General features: G+C 37.4%; 17 protein-coding genes. 3 read left to right on the forward strand and 14 right to left on the reverse strand.

Translation table 11 applies throughout. The annotated features are described in order from the left end of the window. Positions 1 to 40: 40 nt before the first annotated feature. The 7 genes from mraY to mraZ form a co-directional block, all read right to left on the reverse strand. Positions 41 to 1,282, reverse strand: a complete 1,242-nt coding sequence (mraY, locus tag BMW64_RS18175) for a phospho-N-acetylmuramoyl-pentapeptide-transferase (RefSeq protein WP_090001737.1) — start codon at positions 1,280 to 1,282, stop codon at positions 41 to 43. Positions 1,283 to 1,330: 48 nt separating this feature from the next. Beyond that, a complete protein-coding gene (locus BMW64_RS18180) occupies positions 1,331 to 1,534 on the reverse strand; it encodes a four helix bundle protein (protein ID WP_090001740.1) in 204 nt (67 codons plus the stop codon). Continuing rightward, entirely contained in the window at positions 1,513 to 2,973 is a 1,461-nt protein-coding gene (locus BMW64_RS18185; protein WP_090001742.1) for a UDP-N-acetylmuramoyl-L-alanyl-D-glutamate--2,6-diaminopimelate ligase, read from the reverse strand. The genes BMW64_RS18180 and BMW64_RS18185 overlap by 22 nt, the downstream gene beginning before the upstream one ends. Before the next feature lie 42 nt (positions 2,974 to 3,015). Continuing rightward, positions 3,016 to 5,007 (reverse strand): penicillin-binding transpeptidase domain-containing protein, encoded by a 1,992-nt coding sequence (locus BMW64_RS18190; protein ID WP_090001744.1) that lies wholly within the window; start codon positions 5,005 to 5,007, stop codon positions 3,016 to 3,018. Next, the gene (locus BMW64_RS18195; RefSeq protein ID WP_090001746.1) at positions 4,991 to 5,356 is read right to left on the reverse strand and encodes an FtsL-like putative cell division protein; all 366 of its coding nucleotides are present in this window, start codon (positions 5,354 to 5,356) and stop codon (positions 4,991 to 4,993) included. The genes BMW64_RS18190 and BMW64_RS18195 overlap by 17 nt, the downstream gene beginning before the upstream one ends. A gap of 91 nt (positions 5,357 to 5,447) precedes the next feature. Continuing rightward, positions 5,448 to 6,341 carry a 16S rRNA (cytosine(1402)-N(4))-methyltransferase RsmH gene (rsmH, locus tag BMW64_RS18200; protein ID WP_090001748.1) on the reverse strand — a complete coding sequence of 298 codons (894 nt, stop codon included), beginning with the start codon at positions 6,339 to 6,341 and terminating at the stop codon, positions 5,448 to 5,450. Positions 6,342 to 6,383: 42 nt separating this feature from the next. Beyond that, a complete protein-coding gene (gene mraZ / locus BMW64_RS18205; protein WP_090001750.1) occupies positions 6,384 to 6,842 on the reverse strand; it encodes a division/cell wall cluster transcriptional repressor MraZ in 459 nt (152 codons plus the stop codon). A 273-nt stretch (positions 6,843 to 7,115) separates the two neighbouring features. Between mraZ and BMW64_RS18210 the strand changes: the two genes are divergently transcribed. The 3 genes from BMW64_RS18210 (at position 7,116) to BMW64_RS18220 (ending at position 9,030) form a co-directional block, all read left to right on the forward strand. Then, a complete protein-coding gene (locus BMW64_RS18210) occupies positions 7,116 to 7,877 on the forward strand; it encodes an alpha/beta fold hydrolase (protein WP_090001752.1) in 762 nt (253 codons plus the stop codon). A gap of 63 nt (positions 7,878 to 7,940) precedes the next feature. Further along, positions 7,941 to 8,564 carry a ribosome biogenesis GTP-binding protein YihA/YsxC gene (gene yihA / locus BMW64_RS18215; RefSeq protein ID WP_090001754.1) on the forward strand — a complete coding sequence of 208 codons (624 nt, stop codon included), beginning with the start codon at positions 7,941 to 7,943 and terminating at the stop codon, positions 8,562 to 8,564. Further along, positions 8,554 to 9,030 carry a GNAT family N-acetyltransferase gene (locus BMW64_RS18220; protein ID WP_090001756.1) on the forward strand — a complete coding sequence of 159 codons (477 nt, stop codon included), beginning with the start codon at positions 8,554 to 8,556 and terminating at the stop codon, positions 9,028 to 9,030. The genes yihA and BMW64_RS18220 overlap by 11 nt, the downstream gene beginning before the upstream one ends. A gap of 294 nt (positions 9,031 to 9,324) precedes the next feature. Here the strand turns inward: BMW64_RS18220 and msrA are convergent, their stop codons facing one another. From msrA to secA, 7 genes are all read right to left on the reverse strand, one after another. Continuing rightward, positions 9,325 to 9,876 carry a peptide-methionine (S)-S-oxide reductase MsrA gene (gene msrA / locus BMW64_RS18230; protein ID WP_228400964.1) on the reverse strand — a complete coding sequence of 184 codons (552 nt, stop codon included), beginning with the start codon at positions 9,874 to 9,876 and terminating at the stop codon, positions 9,325 to 9,327. A gap of 428 nt (positions 9,877 to 10,304) precedes the next feature. Beyond that, the gene (locus tag BMW64_RS18235; RefSeq protein WP_090001760.1) at positions 10,305 to 11,273 is read right to left on the reverse strand and encodes an ROK family protein; all 969 of its coding nucleotides are present in this window, start codon (positions 11,271 to 11,273) and stop codon (positions 10,305 to 10,307) included. Between the two features lie 87 nt (positions 11,274 to 11,360). Beyond that, positions 11,361 to 12,572, reverse strand: a complete 1,212-nt coding sequence (locus tag BMW64_RS18240; protein WP_090001762.1) for a PepSY-associated TM helix domain-containing protein — start codon at positions 12,570 to 12,572, stop codon at positions 11,361 to 11,363. Positions 12,573 to 12,735: 163 nt separating this feature from the next. After that, positions 12,736 to 14,850: a TonB-dependent receptor gene (locus BMW64_RS18245; protein WP_090001764.1), complete on the reverse strand. Its 2,115-nt coding sequence runs from the start codon at positions 14,848 to 14,850 to the stop codon at positions 12,736 to 12,738. Then, positions 14,847 to 16,052, reverse strand: a complete 1,206-nt coding sequence (locus tag BMW64_RS18250; RefSeq protein WP_090001766.1) for a PepSY-associated TM helix domain-containing protein — start codon at positions 16,050 to 16,052, stop codon at positions 14,847 to 14,849. The genes BMW64_RS18245 and BMW64_RS18250 overlap by 4 nt, the downstream gene beginning before the upstream one ends. Before the next feature lie 41 nt (positions 16,053 to 16,093). Next, positions 16,094 to 18,250: a TonB-dependent siderophore receptor gene (locus tag BMW64_RS18255; RefSeq protein WP_090001768.1), complete on the reverse strand. Its 2,157-nt coding sequence runs from the start codon at positions 18,248 to 18,250 to the stop codon at positions 16,094 to 16,096. A 149-nt stretch (positions 18,251 to 18,399) separates the two neighbouring features. Next, positions 18,400 to 21,474, reverse strand: coding sequence for a preprotein translocase subunit SecA (gene secA, locus BMW64_RS18260; RefSeq protein ID WP_090001770.1), 3,075 nt, complete (start codon positions 21,472 to 21,474; stop codon positions 18,400 to 18,402). Positions 21,475 to 21,534 lie beyond the last annotated feature (60 nt).

Genomic DNA, 21,534 nt, shown 5'->3' on the forward strand with positions numbered 1-21,534 from the left:
AAAGTGTACTAACTGTTACGACTTATAATCTACTGCCGGTTTATCTCATCTTTAATGTTATGAGACATACAATTGCCAACATAACCCCTATAATTATCATTCTGTTAACGATTTTACTTTCGTGAAAACCGCCTTTCTGATAATGGTGGTGTAGTGGTGACATTCTGAATAATCTATTGTTTTGGGCATATTCCAGCCCATATTTTCTTTTTCTGTATTTAAAAACAATTACCTGTAACATTACAGAAATGTTTTCTATTAAAAAGATTCCGCATAAAACGGGAATCATTAATTCTTTTCTTAAAATAATAGCTAAAACAGCAATTACGCCCCCCAGCATTAAACTTCCTGTATCTCCCATGAAAACCTGGGCAGGATAGGTATTGTACCAGAAAAAGCCAATTACGGCTCCTACCATCGCGACAATGAAGATTGTTGCTTCACCCATATTCGGGAGGAACATAATATTGAGGTAATCTGCGAAAATGATGTTACCCGACACATAGGCGAAAAAGGCAAGGGCAAGCAAAATTACTGTGCTTGTACCAGCTGCTAGGCCATCGATTCCATCAGTGATATTGGCACCATTTGAAACGGCTGTTACAATGAAGATAACGATAGGAATAAAAACGATCCATGCCCATTCGTGAGCATCTTTATCATTCATCCAAAACAGTATTCCGCTATAGTCGAATTCATTATTTTTAGCAAAAGGCACGGTGGAAATAGCAATTTTTTCGGTAGGCATGAAGTTCTGCTCTACGTTGTTGCGGTTTACCACTTTAGCATCTGCATATTTTCTTTTAACCGTAATATCGGGATGGAAATACATTGTAACTCCGACAATTAACCCTAATCCAACCTGTCCTACTATTTTAAATTTACCGCTGAGACCGTCTTTATTCTTTTTAATTTTCTTTAGATAATCATCCAGGAAGCCGATCGCTCCCATCCAAAGTACTGAAACAATCAGAAGAACGATATACACATTGGTGATTTTTGTGAACAGCAATACAGGAATCAGGGTTGCCAGAATAATTATAAGCCCTCCCATTGTCGGGGTTCCTTCCTTCTGTTTTTGCCCATCCAGACCAAGATCACGTACCAGCTCACCCATCTGCTTTTCTCTGAGATAGTTGATGATTCTTTTTCCATAAACAAGAGCAATGGTTAAAGAAAAAAGAACCGCCATTCCTGCACGGAAAGAGATGTATTTCAGCAATCCAAGTCCGGGAACATGGATGCCGTGGTTGGTGAGATATTCGTATAGATAGTATAGCATTTCTTAATTATTGATGGTTGATAATTGATGATTGATATCTTATGGTTATTAAATAATCTTACTCTTCAATTTGTTCTTATAAGTTGATGTTGCTTTTAAAATCTCTAAAGACTCATTCATAAGTTCATCTATCATTATTTTTGAAGTTATATTAACTTCCTGAATTACTTCCAGCCAAAATACTGTTTCATCTGCTTCCTCTACAACTATGCAGATTTTGGCATTTATATTTACTTGCTCATTAGTTTCCAAAGCTCATTGATTGTCTCTTTATCATCAAAATGATGTTTTACCCCATTAATTTCCTGATAGGTTTCGTGTCCTTTTCCGGCTACCAGTACTATGTCTTTTGGCTCGGCAAATTTTATGGCCATTTTGATAGCCTCTCTTCTATCGGGAATCGAAGTGTATTTACTGAAATTCTGAGGTTCAACGCCTGCTTCGATTTCCTTTATAATGGCTACCGGATCTTCCGTTCTTGGGTTGTCTGAAGTGATGATCGCCAATGTCGATTTTTTCGTAGCAATATTCCCCATTTCAGGTCTTTTTGCATGATCCCTATCACCTCCGCAACCGAAAACAGTGATCAGTCTTTCATTTTTAGTTCTGATATCATTAATACTGTCGAGAATATTTTCCAAAGCATCCGGCGTGTGGGCATAATCCACGATGAAAAAAATTCCACCGTCTGATTTGAATGTTTCAAATCTTCCGGAAACTCTTTTCAACTGACTGATCGCCTGCAGAATTTCGTCCTGTTCAAAGCCCAGCTCAGAAGCAATACCAAAAACAAGCAGCAAATTATAAACATTGAATTTTCCTGTAAGGGTCGTCCAGAATTCTTTCCCGTTGAAATTCAACAGCATTCCGTTAAAATCCACCTCCAGTAACCGTCCGTGATAGTCGGCCATTGTTTTCAGAGCATAAGACTTCTTTGTTGCCTTTGTATTCTGAAGCATCACGTTTCCGTTTTTATCATCAATATTGGTGATGGCAACGGATTCAGCATCAAGCCCATCAAAAAACCTTTTCTTGGTCTTTAAATATTCATCAAAAGTTTTGTGGTAATCCAGATGATCATGAGTAAGATTGGTGAAACCGGCAATTTTAAAATGCAGCCCCTCGATCCTGTTTTGGGCAATCCCGTGAGAACTTACTTCCATGAAGGCAAATTCGCATCCTTCTTCTACCGCCTGAGCCAGAATTTTATTAATGGTAATAACGTCAGGAGTCGTATGTGTTGCCGGAATGGCCTGATCTGCAATTCTTATTTCTACCGTAGACAGCAATGCAGAGTCATATCCGAGATTTTTAAAAACATCAAAAAGTAAGGTAGAAACAGAGGTTTTTCCATTTGTTCCTGTAACTCCTATTAATTTTAATTTTTCTGAAGGATTTCCGTAAAAATTAGAAGCAAGCTGTCCCAACGCTTTAGAAGAATCTTTTACTTTTACATAAGTGATGTCTTCATTTAAATTGTCGGGAAACTCTTCGCAGACAATTGTTTTGGCTCCCTTCTGTTCTGATGATGCAATAAATGAATGTCCATCCGCAACCGTTCCCCTCACTGCGATATACAGGGAGTTTTCCGTAACCTTTCTGCTGTCGAACACCAATTGTGAAACTTCACGGCTTTCATCACCATGAATTTCTAAAACTGGAATTCTTTTTAATAATTCAACTAATTGCATGTTTTTATTTTTTAATAGGATTTTATCCTATTCTCTTTGTTTTTAATTTTGCAGAGATAAATAAATCCTCTGATTTTTACTGATCATGGTGCCTTCCAGTGGAAACTGCTCTTTAATTCTTCCCACTCCTTTAAAATCAACACGATATCCTAAATTCTCCAGCTGCGGAATCACGTTTTTACCGATCAATCCAACAACATTAGGCATTTGTTTATTATTAACTGCTACTTTTACATTAGGCTCAACCATTTTATTAAGGTTTACCTTTTTGTCAACCAGCATTTCTCTTTCAATATTCTGAGGTGTTTTCAGGAATGTTTTCCCTGCGATTTCTTTAAACACCGGTGCCGCTACGGTTGCTCCATAAAATCCTTTTGCCGTATTCGGCTCACTGATCATTACATAGCATGTATACTTCGGATTATCAGCAGGATAGAAGCCCGCAAATGATGCTCGGTACTTCATTGGGCCAGGAAGCCAATATTCGAATCTTGCCGTTCCCGTTTTTCCTGCCATTTTTAAATTAGGTGTAAAAATACTTTTTGCCGTTCCTTTTTCTACAGCTTTCGTTAAAGCATGAGTCATCATTTTGATTGCCTTTTCAGAAGCCATTCTGTTGACCATTACTTCAGGTTTTGCCGTGTATGATACTTTCCCGTCTTTCATGATTTTATCGATGAATAGTGGCTTAAGCATTGTACCATTGTTGGCAACGCCGTTATAGAAAGTTGCAAGTTGCAGCAAGTTGATATTTGAAGAATATCCGTAGGCGATTGATGCTAAAGTTGCAGCGTTCCACCGTTTGTTTTCAGGGGTTACAATTTTCGGTTTTGTAATTCCCGGAAGTTCGATATCCATTTTGTCGAAGAGTTTCCATCTTTTTAAATGATCGAGGAAAATCTGCGGTTTTTCAGCGTAATATTTTGTGATTAATTTTGCTGATCCCACGTTGCTTGATTTAGCCAAAACATCACTGATGTCATAGGTACCTCCGCCGTGGCCGTCGGAAATTCTTTGCTTGGCGTAGACCCAAATTCCGTTTCCTACATCGACCGTCGTATTTTCATCAATGAAACCATCGTCCATTGCCGCAAGAAGTGAAATGGTTTTAAAAGTGGAACCCGGTTCGATATTATCTTTTAACGCATAATTATAAGAATCAACATAATCTCCATCGTCATTTCTTCTTAAATTGACCATCGCGCGGACTTTCCCGGTTTCAACTTCCATGACGATAACCGTTCCATGTTTAGCTTCGAAATTGATAAGCTGTTTCTGTAAAGCCGAGTGTGCAATATCCTGAATTCTAAGATCTAAAGTAGTATAAACATCTTCACCATCAATAGGTTCCTTAACTTTCCAAAAGTCGATCGGCTTCCATTGGGATGAGTTAATTCTTTGCTCAAGTCGTTTTCCATCAGTTCCTCTTAGATATTTTGAGAAGGCACCTTCAAGTCCGGAACTGTATTCACCATTGTCCATTCCGATCGTTCCGGCACCGATTTCAGAAGTGGCAAGCTCTCTTTTATAATTTCTGTCAACGATAAAGCCTCCTTTATTTTTTCCCTTTTTAAAAATCGGGAACTTTCTGATTCTGTCATACTGATCAAAATCCAGCCCTCTTACCAGCGTATAGTATTGGTTTTTCTTTTTTCTCTGTTCATCAAACTTCTTCCTGAACTCACCTCTTGGCTTTCCGAACATTTTGCTTAAAGAATCTGTCAGCGCACCGATGTTATTGGTATAAACCGTATCCTTCATTGTTTTAAAGTCAAGGTAAATATCGTACCGCATGACGGTTGTTGCGAGAATGGAGCCATCTGAAGCGAACAGATTTCCCCGTGCTGCTTTAAGGGTGGCTTCGCGGTAGTTTTTATTAATGTAATCGTCCTTAATTTCCTGAACATTCGTATTCTGAAGGATCACAATCCTTGCTAAAAACATGACAAACACGCACAAAGCTACCACTGCAAAGAGGTAGCCCCAACGTAGCGTTTTCTTACGCTTGTTATCGTATTCATTTTGTTTTTGCATCCGTACTGTCCAGTTTTATGAGCAATTTGTGGGGGTGGCTTTCCAGAGTCATTAAAGAGTCGCGGGCAACCTCTTTCCCCAATTCCGATTCCATTTTTACTTTGATCAGCTTGCTTTGTGCATAAGCGTTTCTTGATTTATATTCTTCCGTTTCTTCTTTAAGAGCATTGACAATTTCAATCTTCTTATTAACCAAATGATTACTGTAAATCATGGCCATCATTAATACAAACAACAATAAAAAATACCTGTAATGTATTTTAATCTCATCACGATTCAGGAAATTCCCTTTTATAATGTCTATAAAAGTGAGTTTCTTCTGAGGGCGATATGTTGTTCTTTTTGCCAATTTTAAATGTCAATCTGTTTTGCAGTGAATCCACTTTGTTGTCAATTGTCAGTTTTAAAAAATTCACTATTGACCACTCACTCATTAATTTTTAAACTTTTATTCCTGTTCTCATTTTTGCGCTTCTGGCTCTGGAGTTTTCTTCGATTTCCTTATCATCCGGAATAATCGCTTTGCTTTTTACCAGCTCAAACGCTTTTTTATAATTTCCGTAAATGTCTCTTTCAGGCTCACCTTCAAACATTCCGTTCTTTAAAAATCTTTTTACCAATCGGTCTTCCAGAGAATGGTAAGAAATCACTACCAATCTGCCTTCCGGTTTCAAAACATTATAGGCCTGAACGAGCATTTCCTTCAAAACTTCCAACTCCTGGTTTACCTCAATTCTGATCGCCTGAAACAATTGTGCATAGAATTTATTCACTTTATGCGGCGGAATATAGCTGAACAGTTTTTTCAGATCTTCCGTTGTGTCTATACTTTTTGTTTTCCTGTGATGAACAATATCCCTCGCCAACTTTCTTGCTTCTCTTAATTCACCGTAATGGTAAAATATATCCGCCAGCTCTTCTTCTTCATAATCATTAATAACCCTTCTTGCATCCAGATTCTGCATCACATTCATTCTCATATCCAAAGGCGCATTGCTTCGTGTAGAGAATCCCCTGTCTGCTTCATCAAACTGATGGGATGAAACTCCTAAATCAGCCAATACCCCATCCACCTGAGAAACACCATACATCAGCAGTGAGTTTTCCAGAAACCTGAAATTCTGATTGATTAATGTAAATCTCGGGTCATCGATTGTATTTTTGAGCGCATCCAGATCCTGATCAAAACTGAAAAGCCTTCCATTTTCAGATAGCCTGCTCAATATTTCTCTTGAGTGACCACCGCCGCCAAAAGTACAGTCCACGTATGTTCCGTCTGGATTCGTCACCAAATCATCAACACTTTGCTTCAACAAAACGGGGTTATGATACATGTTTAAGTTGTGTTTTTTAGCTTTAATTAATAATCAGCTTTGTTATTCTTCATCGAAAGCGCCCATCACATCTTCGGCAAGGCTCGCGAAATCTTCTTCGTTAATGGAAATCACCTTTTCATAAGCTTCTTTATCCCATATCTCGAAAAGTTCTCCCGCGCTGGTAATCACAATATCTTTCTGAAGATGAGCAAACATCATAAGATCTTTTGAGATCTGAAGCCTTCCTGCGTTATCCAGCTCTACTGTTTTTACGCCTGCCGTAAACATTCTAATGAAATCAGCATTTTTTTTAATGAATCTGTTTAGTTTATTAATTTTGCCCATCACTTTATCCCAAGCATTCATAGGATAAACTTCCAGGCAGGATTGGAACACGGATCTTTTAACTACAAACGCTTTATCGTCGAAGTTTTCCATTTGTTTAATCAATGAAGAAGGAAGCTTCAAGCGGCCTTTATCGTCGATTTTACATTCATATGTTCCAATGAAATTTTTCATTTGGGACAAATTTATATAATAATTTCCAAAAGTTCCCACTTTTTCCCACTTTTTGCCTTAATGTTGATAAGTTTTATTAAAGATTGAATTTCAGCTATATAATAAACTGGTATGCTGATTGTTGTACAAACTATTATTTAAGCCATAGCAAAGTGTTTGAGAAAAAATGTTTTAAAAAAGAGTTTGGTATATTATTTTTATTTTAAATTAGGCTTATCAAAATATTTTTGAGGTTTAATTTGTATTTTTGCAAGGCTTTATTAAAGGCATTATATGATATTTAGTACAAAAAAAGAAAAGAAATATACCTTCGTTGAGGCGGGAGAGGGACATCCATTGGTGCTGCTGCACGGTTTAATGGGTGGGTTGAGTAATTTCGATAAGATGGTGGATTTTTTTTCGGATAGAGGATTTAAAGTATATGTTCCTCAGTTGCCAATCTACGATTTGCCGGTACTCAATACCAATCTTACAACGATAGCAAAATATATCGCCAAGTTTATAGAAGCTCATATAGATGCGCCTGTAACCATTGTTGGAAACTCAATGGGTGGCCATATTGGGCTGATTTTAACCTTGGCCAGACCGGATCTTATTAAAAATCTTGTTCTTACAGGAAGCTCCGGTTTATATGAAAGAACTTTCGGGGACAGTTTTCCGCGAAAGAACGACCGGTCCTACATCAGAAAAAAGACAGAAGAAGTTTTTTACGATCCTGCCATTGCGACAGAAGACTTGGTAGACGAAGTTTTCTCGGTGGTTAATGACCGAATGAAAGGAATCAAAACTGTTATGTTGGCGAGAAGTGCCATTAAGCACAATATGATTCACGATCTGCCGAAGATCCTTACACCAACATGTCTGATCTGGGGAAAACAGGATAATGTGACTCCTCCCGAAGTGGCGGAAGATATGCATAAGTTCATTCCGAATTCAGATCTTTTCTGGATTGATAAATGCGGCCACGCAGCGATGATGGAAAAACCAGATGAATTCAATGAAATTCTCTACAGCTGGTTAAAAGATAAAGTTTAATTTAAAATATAATAAGCCATTAAGAACTTTCTTAATGGTTTGTTTTTCTAAAAATATTTCAAGATGGTTATTAAAACAGCAACATTCGTAAAGAGTAGCGGAAAATGGCAGGACTGCCCGGAACCCAATATTCCAGAATATGCTTTTATAGGAAGATCCAACGTAGGAAAATCTTCATTGATCAATGCAATGATGAACCACAAGGACCTGGCTAAAACTTCGCAGACACCGGGAAAGACCCAGCTTATCAATCATTTTCTGGTCAATGAAAGCTGGTACTTGACCGATTTGCCGGGATATGGCTATGCAAAAGTATCAAAGTCCATCAGAAAGGATTTTGAAAAGCTGATTACCAATTACATCCTGAACAGGAAAAATCTTGTCAATCTTTTTGTTCTTGTAGATTCACGTCATAAGCCACAAACGATCGACATGGAATTTATCCAGTGGTGCGGGGAAAGCGGTGTACCTTTTTCTATTGTCTTTACCAAAGTCGACAAGCTGAAGCCTAATGCAGCGATAAAAAATGTTGAAGATTACAAAACTGAGCTTCACAAAACCTGGGAAGATCTTCCTGAAATCTATGTAACCTCAGCAGAAAAAAAAGAAGGCTGTGACGAAATCCTTGATTTTATTGAAAAAACAAATGATTTTTTAACATTAAATAATGTAAGTTTTGAAGACTAATATTATCTGGAAAATCAAAACTTTTGATGAATTTACCGTTCCGGAATTGTACAATGTTTTAAAAGCAAGAATTGATGTTTTCGTCGTAGAGCAAAACTGCCCCTATCCCGATCTCGACGATTATGATCAAAAAGCCGTTCATATCTGGGCCGAAGAAAATGGTTACGTTCTTGCAAACTGCCGTATTTTCGACAGAGGAATAAAATACCCTGAAGCATCAATCGGAAGAGTACTCACCACCGAAAAGGCAAGAGGGAAAAGACTGGGGAAACAGCTGATACAATATGCGCTTGATACGATCGAAGCACGTTTTCATACGGATGAAGTGAGAATTTCTGCACAGGATTATTTATTGAAATTCTATGGAGAATTTGGTTTTGAAGATACCGGTAAAAAATATCTTGAAGACGACATCCCTCATACGGAAATGCTTTATCGGAAAAACAATAAAAGTTTTTCATATTGATGGAGCCTTTTTAAATATAATCTGATAAGGCTTCTTACAAAATAAATATGACATCGTCCAAAGTATACAAGAGACCGGATAAAATGTATAAGGCTTTGGCAAAAGTATATAAAGCTTTGTCCAAAATAGATATGCCTTTGGCTCAACTTAATAAACCTTTGGCAAAAACAAATATGACACCGGCCAAAGTATATAAGCCATCCGCCAAAATAAATAAGGCATCCGCTGAATTAAAATGACCCCTATTTTAAATAACTAAGGCTGTCTCAGATTTGAAACAGCCTTAGTTATTTATTAATCATTCAACATTCCAAGCTCGCCGAAATGCTTTTTAAATTTCTGAATTTTCGGCCCGACAACAGCACTACAGTAAGGCTGCGTAGGATTCTCATTATAATATCCCTGATGATACTGTTCTGCCGGCCAGAATTTATCGAATTTGGTTAATTCTGTTACATAAGTTCCCTGCCATCTACCAGACTGTTTAGACATTTCAATAGCCTCTTCAGCCTTTGCCTTTTCTGCATCATCTTTATAATAAATTACCGAACGGTATTGGGTACCTATATCATTACCCTGCCTGTTCAATTGCGTTGGATCATGGAGGAAAAAGAATACATCCATTAATTGTTCATAAGAAATAATGGCCGGGTCATAAGTGATTTGTACCACCTCCGCATGACCTGTTTCTCCGGTGCACACTTCTTCATACGTCGGATTATCCTTATGCCCTCCGGAATATCCAGAAATTGCAGATTGTACACCTTTCAGCATATTAAAACAGCTTTCCACGCACCAAAAACATCCACCTCCAAAAGTGATCTGCGCTAAATTATTATTATCCATTCTAAAGTTGATTATTGTATTTAAATATTTTTTCTTGTAAGGAATAGTAATGGAGAAAAAACAGATCAAAAATAAGGAAAAGTTTTTCAATTTCTGCGCCAGGATGTGATTCAAATCCAAATGACAATGATAGATCAGACAAATTATTTTTACAGGAGCTTTATGTATAATTTATTCCAAAAACAAAATCTGCAAAATCTACATGATTTTATTTAACGCAAAGAATTTATTTTCACAACGTATTATTTCAAGTAAACAAAGAATGAATCAGCAAGCTGATTGACGAAGCTAGCGTTTCGTTTCACGCAGCAATTTATTGCCTTTGCCTTCTAATGTAAACGCAATAATATTTCTCTTTACGATAAATATTTATCAAAAAAAAGCACCCTGAAAAGGATGCTTGTATTTATAATATAAAGACTTTCGATTTATTTTTCCCAAACCAACGCACTTGCTCCTAAAATAGCAGCATCCGCTTCGTCGAGCTCACTGAAAACCAATTTTACTTTATTTCTGAAAATAGGAAGTAAATTTCTTTCCATATGCAGTTTTGTAGGTTTTAAAATAAAATCACCTGCTTTGATCACTCCGCCAAAAAGAAGAATGGCTTCCGGAGATGAGAACATCACAAAATTAGCCAATGCTTCTCCCAGTTTCTGTCCTGTATATCTGAAAACCTCTATAGAAATAGGATCGCCTTTCAGTGCGCATTCATGAACGGTCTTAGAGTTGATGGCTTCTTCAGGATATTGATTCAGCATAGACTCGGGGAATTCGGCACGCATTTTTTTTGCCGTAATGGCGATTCCGGTTGCAGATGCGTAGGCTTCAAGACAGCCTTCAGAACCTGTACTCCAGTGTTTTCTTCCACCTGGTTTTACAATGGTATGCCCTAATTCTCCTGCGAATCCGTCGTGTCCGTAGATCAGCTTACCTCCGGCAACAATACCACTTCCAACGCCCGTTCCCAGGGTAATCATAATGAAATCTTTCATGCCTCTTGCTGCTCCGAAGAGCATTTCTCCTATGGCCGCAGCATTAGCGTCGTTGGTAATGGTGCAGGGTAGCCCGAATTTAGCTTTTATTAGTTCCGCAAAAGGAATGATGCCTTTCCATGGAAGATTGGGTGCCTGCTCTATCGTTCCTGTATAGTAGTTGGCATTTGGAGCACCTACTCCTATTCCATCAAAGTTTTTTTCTTTTCCGTGGCTTTCGATCAGCGGATGAACAGCCTCGTATAAAGCATCAATATATTCTTCTACGGTAGGATAGGCATCGGTTCGGATATTTCCTTTTTCCAAAACTTCACCTCTGTGGTTTACCACTCCAAATTTTGTGTTTGTTCCGCCGATATCAATTCCCAGCGCAACGTGTTTTGACAAATCTACTAATGACATTTCTCTTCTTAATAATTCTAAAAGGTTAAAATTATAAAAAAGATATTATTATTAGACGATTAAGCAAAATTTTATTTAAAAAAAATATTATGTTGTTTTTACCGTTTTCTTTTTTCTTCTTCCCCACCAGATCATGAAGCCAGTCACTGGTAATGAGGCACATATGAGACTTACAAAAAAGGCTATGATCTTTGTGGGAAGTCCAAGAATAGATCCGACGTGGATATCGTAGTTGGCTCCTACTGCTTTTTCACCGAAATTTTTGTCTTTCATATCGTGAGTATGCAGCAATTCTCCTGAGTTTTCATCAAAAATAAGACTGCTGCTTTTATGATAAGAATAGGATAAATGTTTTACATAAACTTCAAAATTCGGATGCTCGTGGTCATCCATATGTTCATGGCCGAGATCAATAGAAAATCCGTAGGAATCAGGATATTTTGCCTTAACAGTATTGCTGATTTTATCTAATGTTCCTTCGGTTCTCAATTCGATCGGAGCCTTGGTTTTGATCGATGAAAAATCAGGATAAGTGGTTTTTCCACCCGAAAAAATAAAATAAATCGCTGCCTGAACGACAAAGAAAGCATAAAATAATCCCGTAATCGAAAATATTAAAGCAAAAATAGAAGCATAGAAACCAAGAACATTGTGAAGATCATAGTTCTTTCTTTTCCAGCTTTTTACATTTTGCCATTTGAAAGAAAAGCGTTGCTTTCTTGCAGCTTTATTTTTCGGCCACCAGAGGATGATTCCTGAAATAAGCATGATGATAAATATAATCACAGGAATTCCCACCAGATATGTTCCCCATGATTGTTTCAAAAGATAACTCCAGTGAATCATTTTCACAATCTGGAAAAACCCGTTTTTCTCATCGTATGTTCTTAAAACTTTTCCGTTGTAGGGATTTACGTAGGCAACTTTATAGATCGGAAATTCGTCAAAATAATTCCAGCCTTTAGGATCGTGTTCGTACCAGTAAAATAGATACGACATTTTTTTATCAATCGGAATATTCACCCAATGAACCGGATATTTCTCCTTCACCTGCTCAACCACCGATTTTTCCAGCACACGGATCGGGAGAACCTCTTTCTGATCTATATTCTGCTCGTTGTGATAGATCACATCTTTTCGGGTAAAATTTTCAATTTCATCTTTAAAAACATACAATGCTCCCGTGATAGAAATCACAAAGATCAGAAACCCAATACCTAAGCCAAACCACAAATGCAGTTTGCCAGTCCATTTTTTAAATGCACTTGGTTTTTTCTTATGATGATGTTTTTTTCTCATAATATCCTTACGTGGCGCAAAGATAATGCTTTAGTTTTTATTTAGAATACTTATAATTAAGGATTTTTATAAATAGACTCATTTTGATTTCATTTAATATAAAAAGCGTTTCATCTTAATGATATAATGAAACGCTTTTATTTTTTAAAAACTATAATTTGTATTAAAATTTATATTCAATCATAAAAGTCCCCCTCATTCCTAAAGCATTTGCAAAATCACTGTCTCTGGCCGCCCACCAGGCAATTGCCGGCTGATAAAGTCTATTGAAAAGATTTTCTATACCTAAAGAAACCTTCCAGTTTTTATCAACCTCATAACTTGATTTAAAGTTGAAAACCGTGTATTCAGGAACTGCTCCCTCTCCGTAGGTGAAAAGACCTTTAGCATTTGGCTGAAACCTGTCTTGTCCAAACATATGAAGCATATCCAATCCTACTGATAAATTTCCGATAGGTCTTGCCTGAATATATGCCAGAATTTTCGGTGCTGAAATTCTGCTGTTATTAATTTTTGTTGAATAATCGCCGTCGTCCTTAGGAGAAGTAATTCCTTCCATCCAACTGTAGCTTCCTCCGAAACTGATCCATTTTACCGGTGAAAAATGCAGAAATCCTTCCACGCCATATACTACTTCAGGAGCTCTCTGGATCGTTAATGACCGGTCGGCACTCTGAACAAAAGTAGCTCCCAGTTTTGAAGTGCTCACATAGGAAGTTATTTCATAATTGAGCCATCTCGTAATCTGCCCTGTGGCACCCAGCTCATAATTGTTTACGATAATGGGTTTTGTTTCCAGATTATTAATTGTATCTGAAGTTGAAGTTCTTAATATTCTTCCCAATTCATTAATGGAATACGCCTGAGAGAAACTTCCGAAAATATTGATTTCAGGGTTAATATTATATCGGAATCCAATATTTCCAACCAGGGCATTGTACTCCAGATCACCGCCTTTTACAAAAATACTTTGGGTAAATGTGCCGTCGTTTTTAATGGAAGATAACGTATTAAAATCGCCAACTTTCACTTTGATATTTTCATAGCGGAGCCCTCCTTTCAGAATCAATTTTTTAAAGAGATCGATTTTCATTAACATAAATGGGGCAATATTCGTCATGTTCATATCAGGGGTCCAGTAGCGGCCATCTTCCAGTTTCTGAACCGTCTGATCATTAAGAATATCAATTCCATAAATGATTTCGCCCTGAGAATTCTGAGCATTCCAGAGTTGAGTGTCAAAATTGGCTCTTGCCCCGTATTTTTTAGAAATTACATTCGACTGTCCGCCATTGAAAAAGGTATCGCTGTATCCGTAAACCGTTCTGAAATCCTGCATATATAAGTTTACATTTAATGAAGTTCCCTGCCAGAGCTTTTTATTGTCATAGCTCACTTTCAGATTGTGGTTTCTAGGAGTACCCTGTGGAGTAGTTTCAAGTCCTTTTCCCAATCCTTCACCGATAGTAGGGATCAGTCCGTATTTTCCTGTTTTAAGTCCTAAATTCAAGTCAGATTTTGAAGCATAACCAATGTAGGACGCTTCAATTCTGTTGTTTTCATTGAAATTATAGCCCAGCTTCAGCATCCCGTTGTAATTATTCATTTTGGCTGTGCTGTAGGTAGGACTCAGATTGTCTCCGTTTGCATCTTTCAGATATCCTGTTCTTTCATAGGCAAATGAAGCAACGTAATCGAAATCTTTCGTGATCTTTCCGGAAAGCAACTGGCTTGCTCTGAATCCTAAAGTTCCGCCGTAGGGTTGCCCGGTAATTCCCACCTGTGAAATTCCTGAAATCTTTTTATTGCCGGTGCTTTTTCTGGTGATATAGTTGATAATTCCTCCGTCTGATCCGTTCCCGTAAATGGAAGTTGCCCCTTTGATGACTTCAATTCTCTCGATAACCGAAGGATCAATAGACCTGATATCTCTTGCCCCATTTCGCAACGGTGTAGATTGCGGAATTCCGTCGATGAGTACTAAAACCTGTCTTCCCCTGAGCGTTTGCCCGCTATTGGTAGTGGTTCCTGAGCTGGTAGCAAGACTGGGAACAGTGTATTGTAAAATATTGCTGATATCGGAATTTACAGTAAGCTGTGACTGAATCTGCTTCTGATTGACAATCGTTACAGAACTTGGAATTTCTTTAATGTTTTCCTTTTTTCTGGAAGCGGTCAGTACAACTTCATCAACATCTTTTACCTGTAAAGAATCTTTTTGTTGTGCAAAGATGTTGATGGCAGCTAATGTTGCTGCTGCTAAAATGGTCTTTTTCATGTTTTTCTAATTCCTTTTTTCTTTTTTTTACCAAGCCATATTAAGAATCCGGTTACGGGTAATGAGGTACAGATGAGCCCTGCGATGAACCAGATGATTTTCCCAAAGATGCCAAAGTATGATCCTGTGTGAACATCATAGTTGGCATTTGCATATTTTTCTGCGTTGTTTAATTGCTGATGAGATGTATTCATCAGAAGCTTTCCTGAATATTTATCAAAGGCCAGCTGGCTTCTGACAGAAAATCTTCCATCCTCGCCATACACTGTGACAGGAATGTTATTTAATTCTTTTCCTTTCTTGTTTTTCCCATTTAACGGAATTCTGAAGCTTGAATAAGCAGGATAAAGCTTTCTTGTTTGCTGTGCCGTGAGATCAAAGACAGAATTGCTTTTTGCGATAAGTGAATCTGGTGACTTTATTGGTTTTTCTTTAGGAAGTTCTGATGATCCGGATAAGGTAAAGTTGAAAATGTTTTTTACCCAAGGGTAGGAAAAGTAAATTCCGGATAAACTTATTACCAAAGCAATAAATGAAACATAAAATCCAAGAATATTGTGGAGATCATAATTTTTACGTTTCCATGTCTTTACATTTTTCCAGTCGAATGAAAATCGTCCTTTTCTTGCTTTTTTATTTTTAGGCCACCATAGAATGATTCCCGTGATCAGCATGATGATGAAGAGCACAACAGGAATTCCCACCACATATTTTCCCCAGTCTGTTTTTAACAGTAAACTCCAGTGAATGGATTTCAGGATAGGAAAGATGTCATATTTTTCATTATAAATACCGAGAATTTCTCCGTTATAAGGGTTGACATATACAAGTTTATTGATTTTTACTTCGTCAAAGTAATTCCAGGCTTCTTTATTCTTTTCATAGTATAAAAACTCGTATGATTTTGTTTTATCTAAAGGAACTTCAACGGAAGTTAAAGGATATTTTTGATGGAGTTCCAAGGTAACTTTTTCCTTTAAAACTTCAACAGATAAAGGATTCTGCCTAATCGTTTCAGCATTTACATACATCACCTCTTTCCTCAGCTGATTCTGAATTTCATCTTTAAAAACATACATTGTCCCCGATAAGGAAACAATAAATACAATCAGCCCAACAGATAAGCCAAACCACAAATGCAGTTTGGCAGACCATTTTTTGGCAAAAGAAGGTTTCTTTTTATGATGATGCTTCTTTCTCATGAGAAAAAAGTTAACCCTTGAGAGGGCTAACTTTTGATTATTTAAAATTTATATCCTATTGAAAGTCTGAAATTTCTTGGGGCTTCTGCCTGGTAGTAATATCCGCCTCTCGGATTACCATCAGCCATCGTAAAATCTATGGAGCTTCCGCTGTATAAATATCTGTTGAATACATTAAATACGTTTAAACCTACCCTGAACTTCGTATTTTCCCATGAAAGTCCCGCATCAAATTTCAGATAATCGTTCATTTCGAGCGGTGAATTTATACTTCCCCAATTCCAGCTGCTTCTTCCCCCGAGGAAAGTTCCCCCGAAACTTAAACCGAATCCTTCTAAATCACCGTTAGTGAAAGTATAATTTAACCATCCATTTATAGTATGTTTAGCATAACCTGGAACTTTATCTCCTTTCATGGCTTTAGCAGTAGTTTCTGTGAACTTATTTTCTGTAAAGGCATAATTAAAAATTGCATTAAAACCTTTTACTATTTGTCCTTTCAAATCAAATTCAGCTCCTTGTACTCTAGTTTTACCTAATAAGATTGAGAACATACCGCTTGGATCTGTTGGATCTGTTGTAATAGCATTGTTTTTATTAATGTTATATAATGATAATGTTGTATTCCATTTTCCACCAAACCAATCTTTCTTAGCTCCTATTTCAATATTGCTACCTGTAATTGGCTTAGCCGTTGTACCGTCCCTGAATAAACCTGATTGAGGAGAAAAAGCCTGATCATATAATGCGTACACTGACATATCTGTATCAATAGAATAACTCAAACCTACACGTGGTGTGATTCGGTTAGTTTCAGTTTTTGTCCCATAACTATTCTCTTTTACATTGGTATATCTGGCAGCAAGTGTAAGTCTTAAGGCATCATTAAAGAAGCCTAATTCATCCTGTAAATACAGACCGGTATATTCCTGCTCAATAGTTCCATACGGTGTAGCTCTTTCTAAGAGTGATTTACCATCGTCACTAAAATGAGGATACCCATTGCTTGGAGTTGAATATATTGTAGAATTTAAATCAAAAGGATTTGCTTGTGTATCTAATGCGTATGCCTTAGTCCAGTCTGCAAGGTACTTTTTTGAGCCCAGATCGAGCCCGGCTAAAATTTTATGTGAAACAGGACCTGACTTAATATATCCATTTAAAAAAGCTTGTCCAAACTTCATAACATTACTGGCTTCCCAAAAGTTTAGATTTCTGATAAACTTCGTATCTGATATAAATACTCCTGGCCAAATGTCACTACCCATTGTGTATTCATTTACATAAGTTAACTGAGTGGTCAGTTTCCAGTTTTCATTGAATTTATGCTGTAAATTTACATTTACTGTATTATTGGTAACATTTGTTGGATCTATACCAGGATCAGAAACAGTGAATTCTACAGGTTTTGTTCCATATCCTTCGAAACTATAAACATATGCAGATCCTACTTCTGACATCTTTGCTTTTTGATAAATATACTCCGCTGTTAAAGTCGTTTTATCAGTAAGGTTTACTTTTAATGATGGGTTGATAATGTATCTGTCGTTGAATTCATAGTCTCTGAAGCTCTTTTTATTCTGAGCCATTAAATTCAATCTGAATGCTACTTTATCAGTAATTTTTGTATCAATATCCGTTTCGCCTCTATACATATTGAAACTCCCCAAGGTTACTCTTGCAGAACCATTCAAAGATTGTCCGGTAGGCTTTTTGGTCACAATATTATATATCCCGCTTGGCTCTCCGTTTGACATTAAGAAACCTGATGGTCCTTTGATGAATTCAATGTGATCTACAAATGACATATCTTCACTCAGTGGTCCCCAGTTTGAGGTAACATTTACACCGTTCATAAAAGCTGCGGCTCTGGAACCTCTCATATTTACTCTGGTGTACATGTCTCCCCAGTGTTCTAGTCTTTGTGCTCCTGCAACGTTCCTCAAAACACCGTCGCTTAACGTTGTCACCTGCTGATCTTCTAATGCTCTGTTGGTAATGATAGATACATTCTGAGGAATTTTAATCAGCTCTTCATCTAAACGCATAGAAGAAGATCCTTCCTTCTCAACATATTTTTTATAATACTTACCATTCACAACAACTTCCTCAATATCATTTGACTTAATCGTATCTTTTTCCTGAGCAAAAGCTAGCATAGAACCTAACATTGATGCACAGATCAGCATATTTTTCATGAAACTCAAATTTTGTGCAAATATATTGTTTTTAATTATTCTAAATAAATTATTAAATTGATATTTGTCATAAAATTAATATACGCTGAATAACAAAAGCCACCTCAGAACTGTCTGAAGTGGCTTTTATATGTTTAAAATTATTAATTCTATGCAGGAATTTCTCCTTTGTATAAGAATGAAATAATTTCTTTATTCAATTTGTCGATCATTTCGCTGAACAAATGGAAAGATTCCTGTTTGTAGATCACCAAGGGGTCTTTCTGTTCGTAAACAGCTCCCTGTGAAGACCTTCTCAGATCGTCCATCTCACGTAAATGCAATTTCCAGTTTTCATCGATGATTGATAAGGTAATATTCTTTTCAAAATCATTAATTAAACTGTCACATTGCGTTTCATATGCTTCCTTAAGATCGGTTACAATAGTCATTGTTTTATGACCATCGGTGAAAGGAACCTGAATCATTTTGAACATTGAGCCCTGATTTTGGTAAACATTCTCGATAATCGGGAATGATTTTTCCTTCAGTAAGTTCAACTTCATCTGGTAATCTTCCTGAGCAGCTTTAAACAAGATATTCGTCAGATCCTGAATGTTTTTTGTTTTGAAATCACTTTCAGACACCGGAGATTCCATCGTGAAAGTTTTAATGATCTCATACTCGAAATCTTTATAGCTTCCTGAGGTTTTTCCTTTTGCCACAATTGAGTTGGCAACATCGAAAATCATATTCGTAATATCATATTTCAGGTGATCCCCGAAAAGAGCGTTCTTTCTTCTTTTATAGATTACATCACGCTGCTTATTCATCACATCGTCATACTCAAGCAATCTCTTTCTGATCCCGAAATTGTTTTCTTCTACTTTTTTCTGAGCTCTTTCAATAGACTTGGTAATCATAGAGTGTTGGATAACTTCTCCTTCCTTATGACCCATTCTGTCCATCATTTTAGCAATTCTCTCAGAACCGAAAAGACGCATTAAATTATCTTCCAAAGACACATAGAACTGAGAACTTCCCGGATCTCCCTGACGCCCTGCTCTACCTCTTAACTGTCTGTCAACACGTCTGGAATCGTGTCTTTCCGTGCCAATAATTGCTAATCCTCCGGCTTCTTTTACTTCTTTGGTAAGTTTAATATCGGTACCACGTCCCGCCATGTTGGTAGCAATGGTAACAACTCCCGGTTGTCCTGCTCCGGCAACGATTTCTGCCTCTTTTTTATGTAGTTTCGCGTTAAGAACCTGATGTGGAATTTTTCTTAGTTGCAATGCTTTTGATAACAATTGAGAAATCTCAACAGAAGTTGTTCCTACAAGAACAGGTCTTTTAGCTGCCGTTAAGTTTTCAATCTCTTCAATGACCGCATTATATTTTTCCCTGTTGGTTTTAAAAACAAGATCCTGTTTGTCATGTCTTAAAATCGGACGGTTGGTAGGAATGACCACAACGTCTAATTTATAGATCTCCCAAAGCTCGCCCGCTTCAGTTTCGGCAGTACCCGTCATCCCAGCAAGCTTATTGTACATACGGAAATAGTTCTGAAGCGTAATTGTTGCAAAAGTCTGCGTAGCCGCTTCGATTTTCACGTTTTCCTTAGCTTCAATAGCCTGGTGAAGTCCGTCTGAATAACGTCTTCCCTCCATAATACGACCTGTTTGCTCATCAACGATTTTTACTTCACCGTCGATTACCACATATTCATCATCTTTTTCAAATAACGTATATGCTTTCAGCAATTGGCTCATCGTGTGAACCCTCTCTGATTTTTCTGCGAAATCGGAGAAAAGTTTTTCTTTAGCCTCAAATTCTTCTTCTTTAGATAAATTTTTAGCTTCAAGTTCGGCAATTTCAGTTCCGATATCAGGAAGTACGAAGAAATTAGGGTCGGAATTCCCTTGCGACATATATTCAACGCCTTTGTCGGTAAGGTCTACCTGATTATTTTTCTCTTCGATAACGAAGTAAAGATCTTTATCTACAATCGGCATATCACGGTTGTTGTCCTGCATATATTGCGCTTCAACTTTCTGAAGCAATGCGCGGTTTCCGCTTTCCGATAAAAATTTGATTAACTGTCTGTTTTTAGGAAGACCTCTATACGCCTGAAGCAATTTGAATCCACCTTCTTTTGTATTTCCTGCTGCAATTAATTTTTTAGCTTCATTAAATATTGCAGAAACCGTTTTTTTCTGAACCTCAACAATTCTGTCGATAGAAGGCTTTAGCACATCAAATTCCTGTCTGTCTCCTTGTGGAACCGGTCCGGAAATAATCAATGGCGTTCTTGCATCGTCCACTAATACGGAATCTACCTCATCGACAATGGCAAAATTCAATTCTCTCTGCACAAGTTCAGAAGGAGAAGTTACCATGTTATCTCTCAGGTAATCAAAACCGAATTCGTTATTGGTTCCGTAAGTGATATCAGAATTGTATGCTTTTCTTCTTCCGTCTGAGTTTGGCTGGTGGTTATCAATACAATCGATTGACATTCCGTGGAATTGGTACAATGGCCCCATCCAGGCCGAGTCTCTTTTCGCAAGGTAGTCGTTAACGGTTACCACGTGTACCCCTCTTCCAGGAAGTGCATTTAAGAAGATTGGAAGTGTACCCACCAATGTTTTACCTTCTCCGGTTGCCATCTCGGCAATTTTACCACTATGAAGAATTACCCCTCCGATGAACTGCACATCATAATGTACCATATCCCAGTTTACAGGAGTTCCGGCAGCATCCCAGGAGCTTTTCCATACGGCTTCATCACCCTGGATTTCAAGGAAGTCTTTTCCAGCAGCAGCCAGCTGTCTGTCCCAGTCGGTAGCCTTTACACGGATTTCTCCGTTTTGCGCCCATCTTCTTGCTGTTTCTTTTACCAATGCAAAAGCTTCAGGAAGAATCTGGCCAAGAACTTTTTCCTCAATTTCGTATGATTCCTTTTTTAGAGCCTCAATTTTTGAAAAAAGCGCTTCTTTTTCGTCAACGTTTTTCGAATTTTTTATCTGCTCTTGTATCTGTTCTATCTGAGCTGAGATTTTACCGGTTGCCGATTTAATGTTCTCTTTAAACTCAGCAGTTTTCTCTCTCAAACCATCGTCAGACAACTGTTGAATATTGGGCTCAACAGCTTTGATTTTTGTTACAACTTTTTTTACTTCTTTTAGGTCCTGCGCTTTTTTGTCTCCCAAAAACCCTTTAAGAACTTTGTTTAAAAAACTCATAAATTTTTTGCTTTATGCCTAAAGCGATATGCTTTAAGCGTTTTAAATAACACGCTTATC

The sequence above is a fragment of the Chryseobacterium taichungense genome, assembly GCF_900109935.1.
In the GTDB taxonomy this organism is placed as follows: domain Bacteria; phylum Bacteroidota; class Bacteroidia; order Flavobacteriales; family Weeksellaceae; genus Chryseobacterium; species Chryseobacterium taichungense.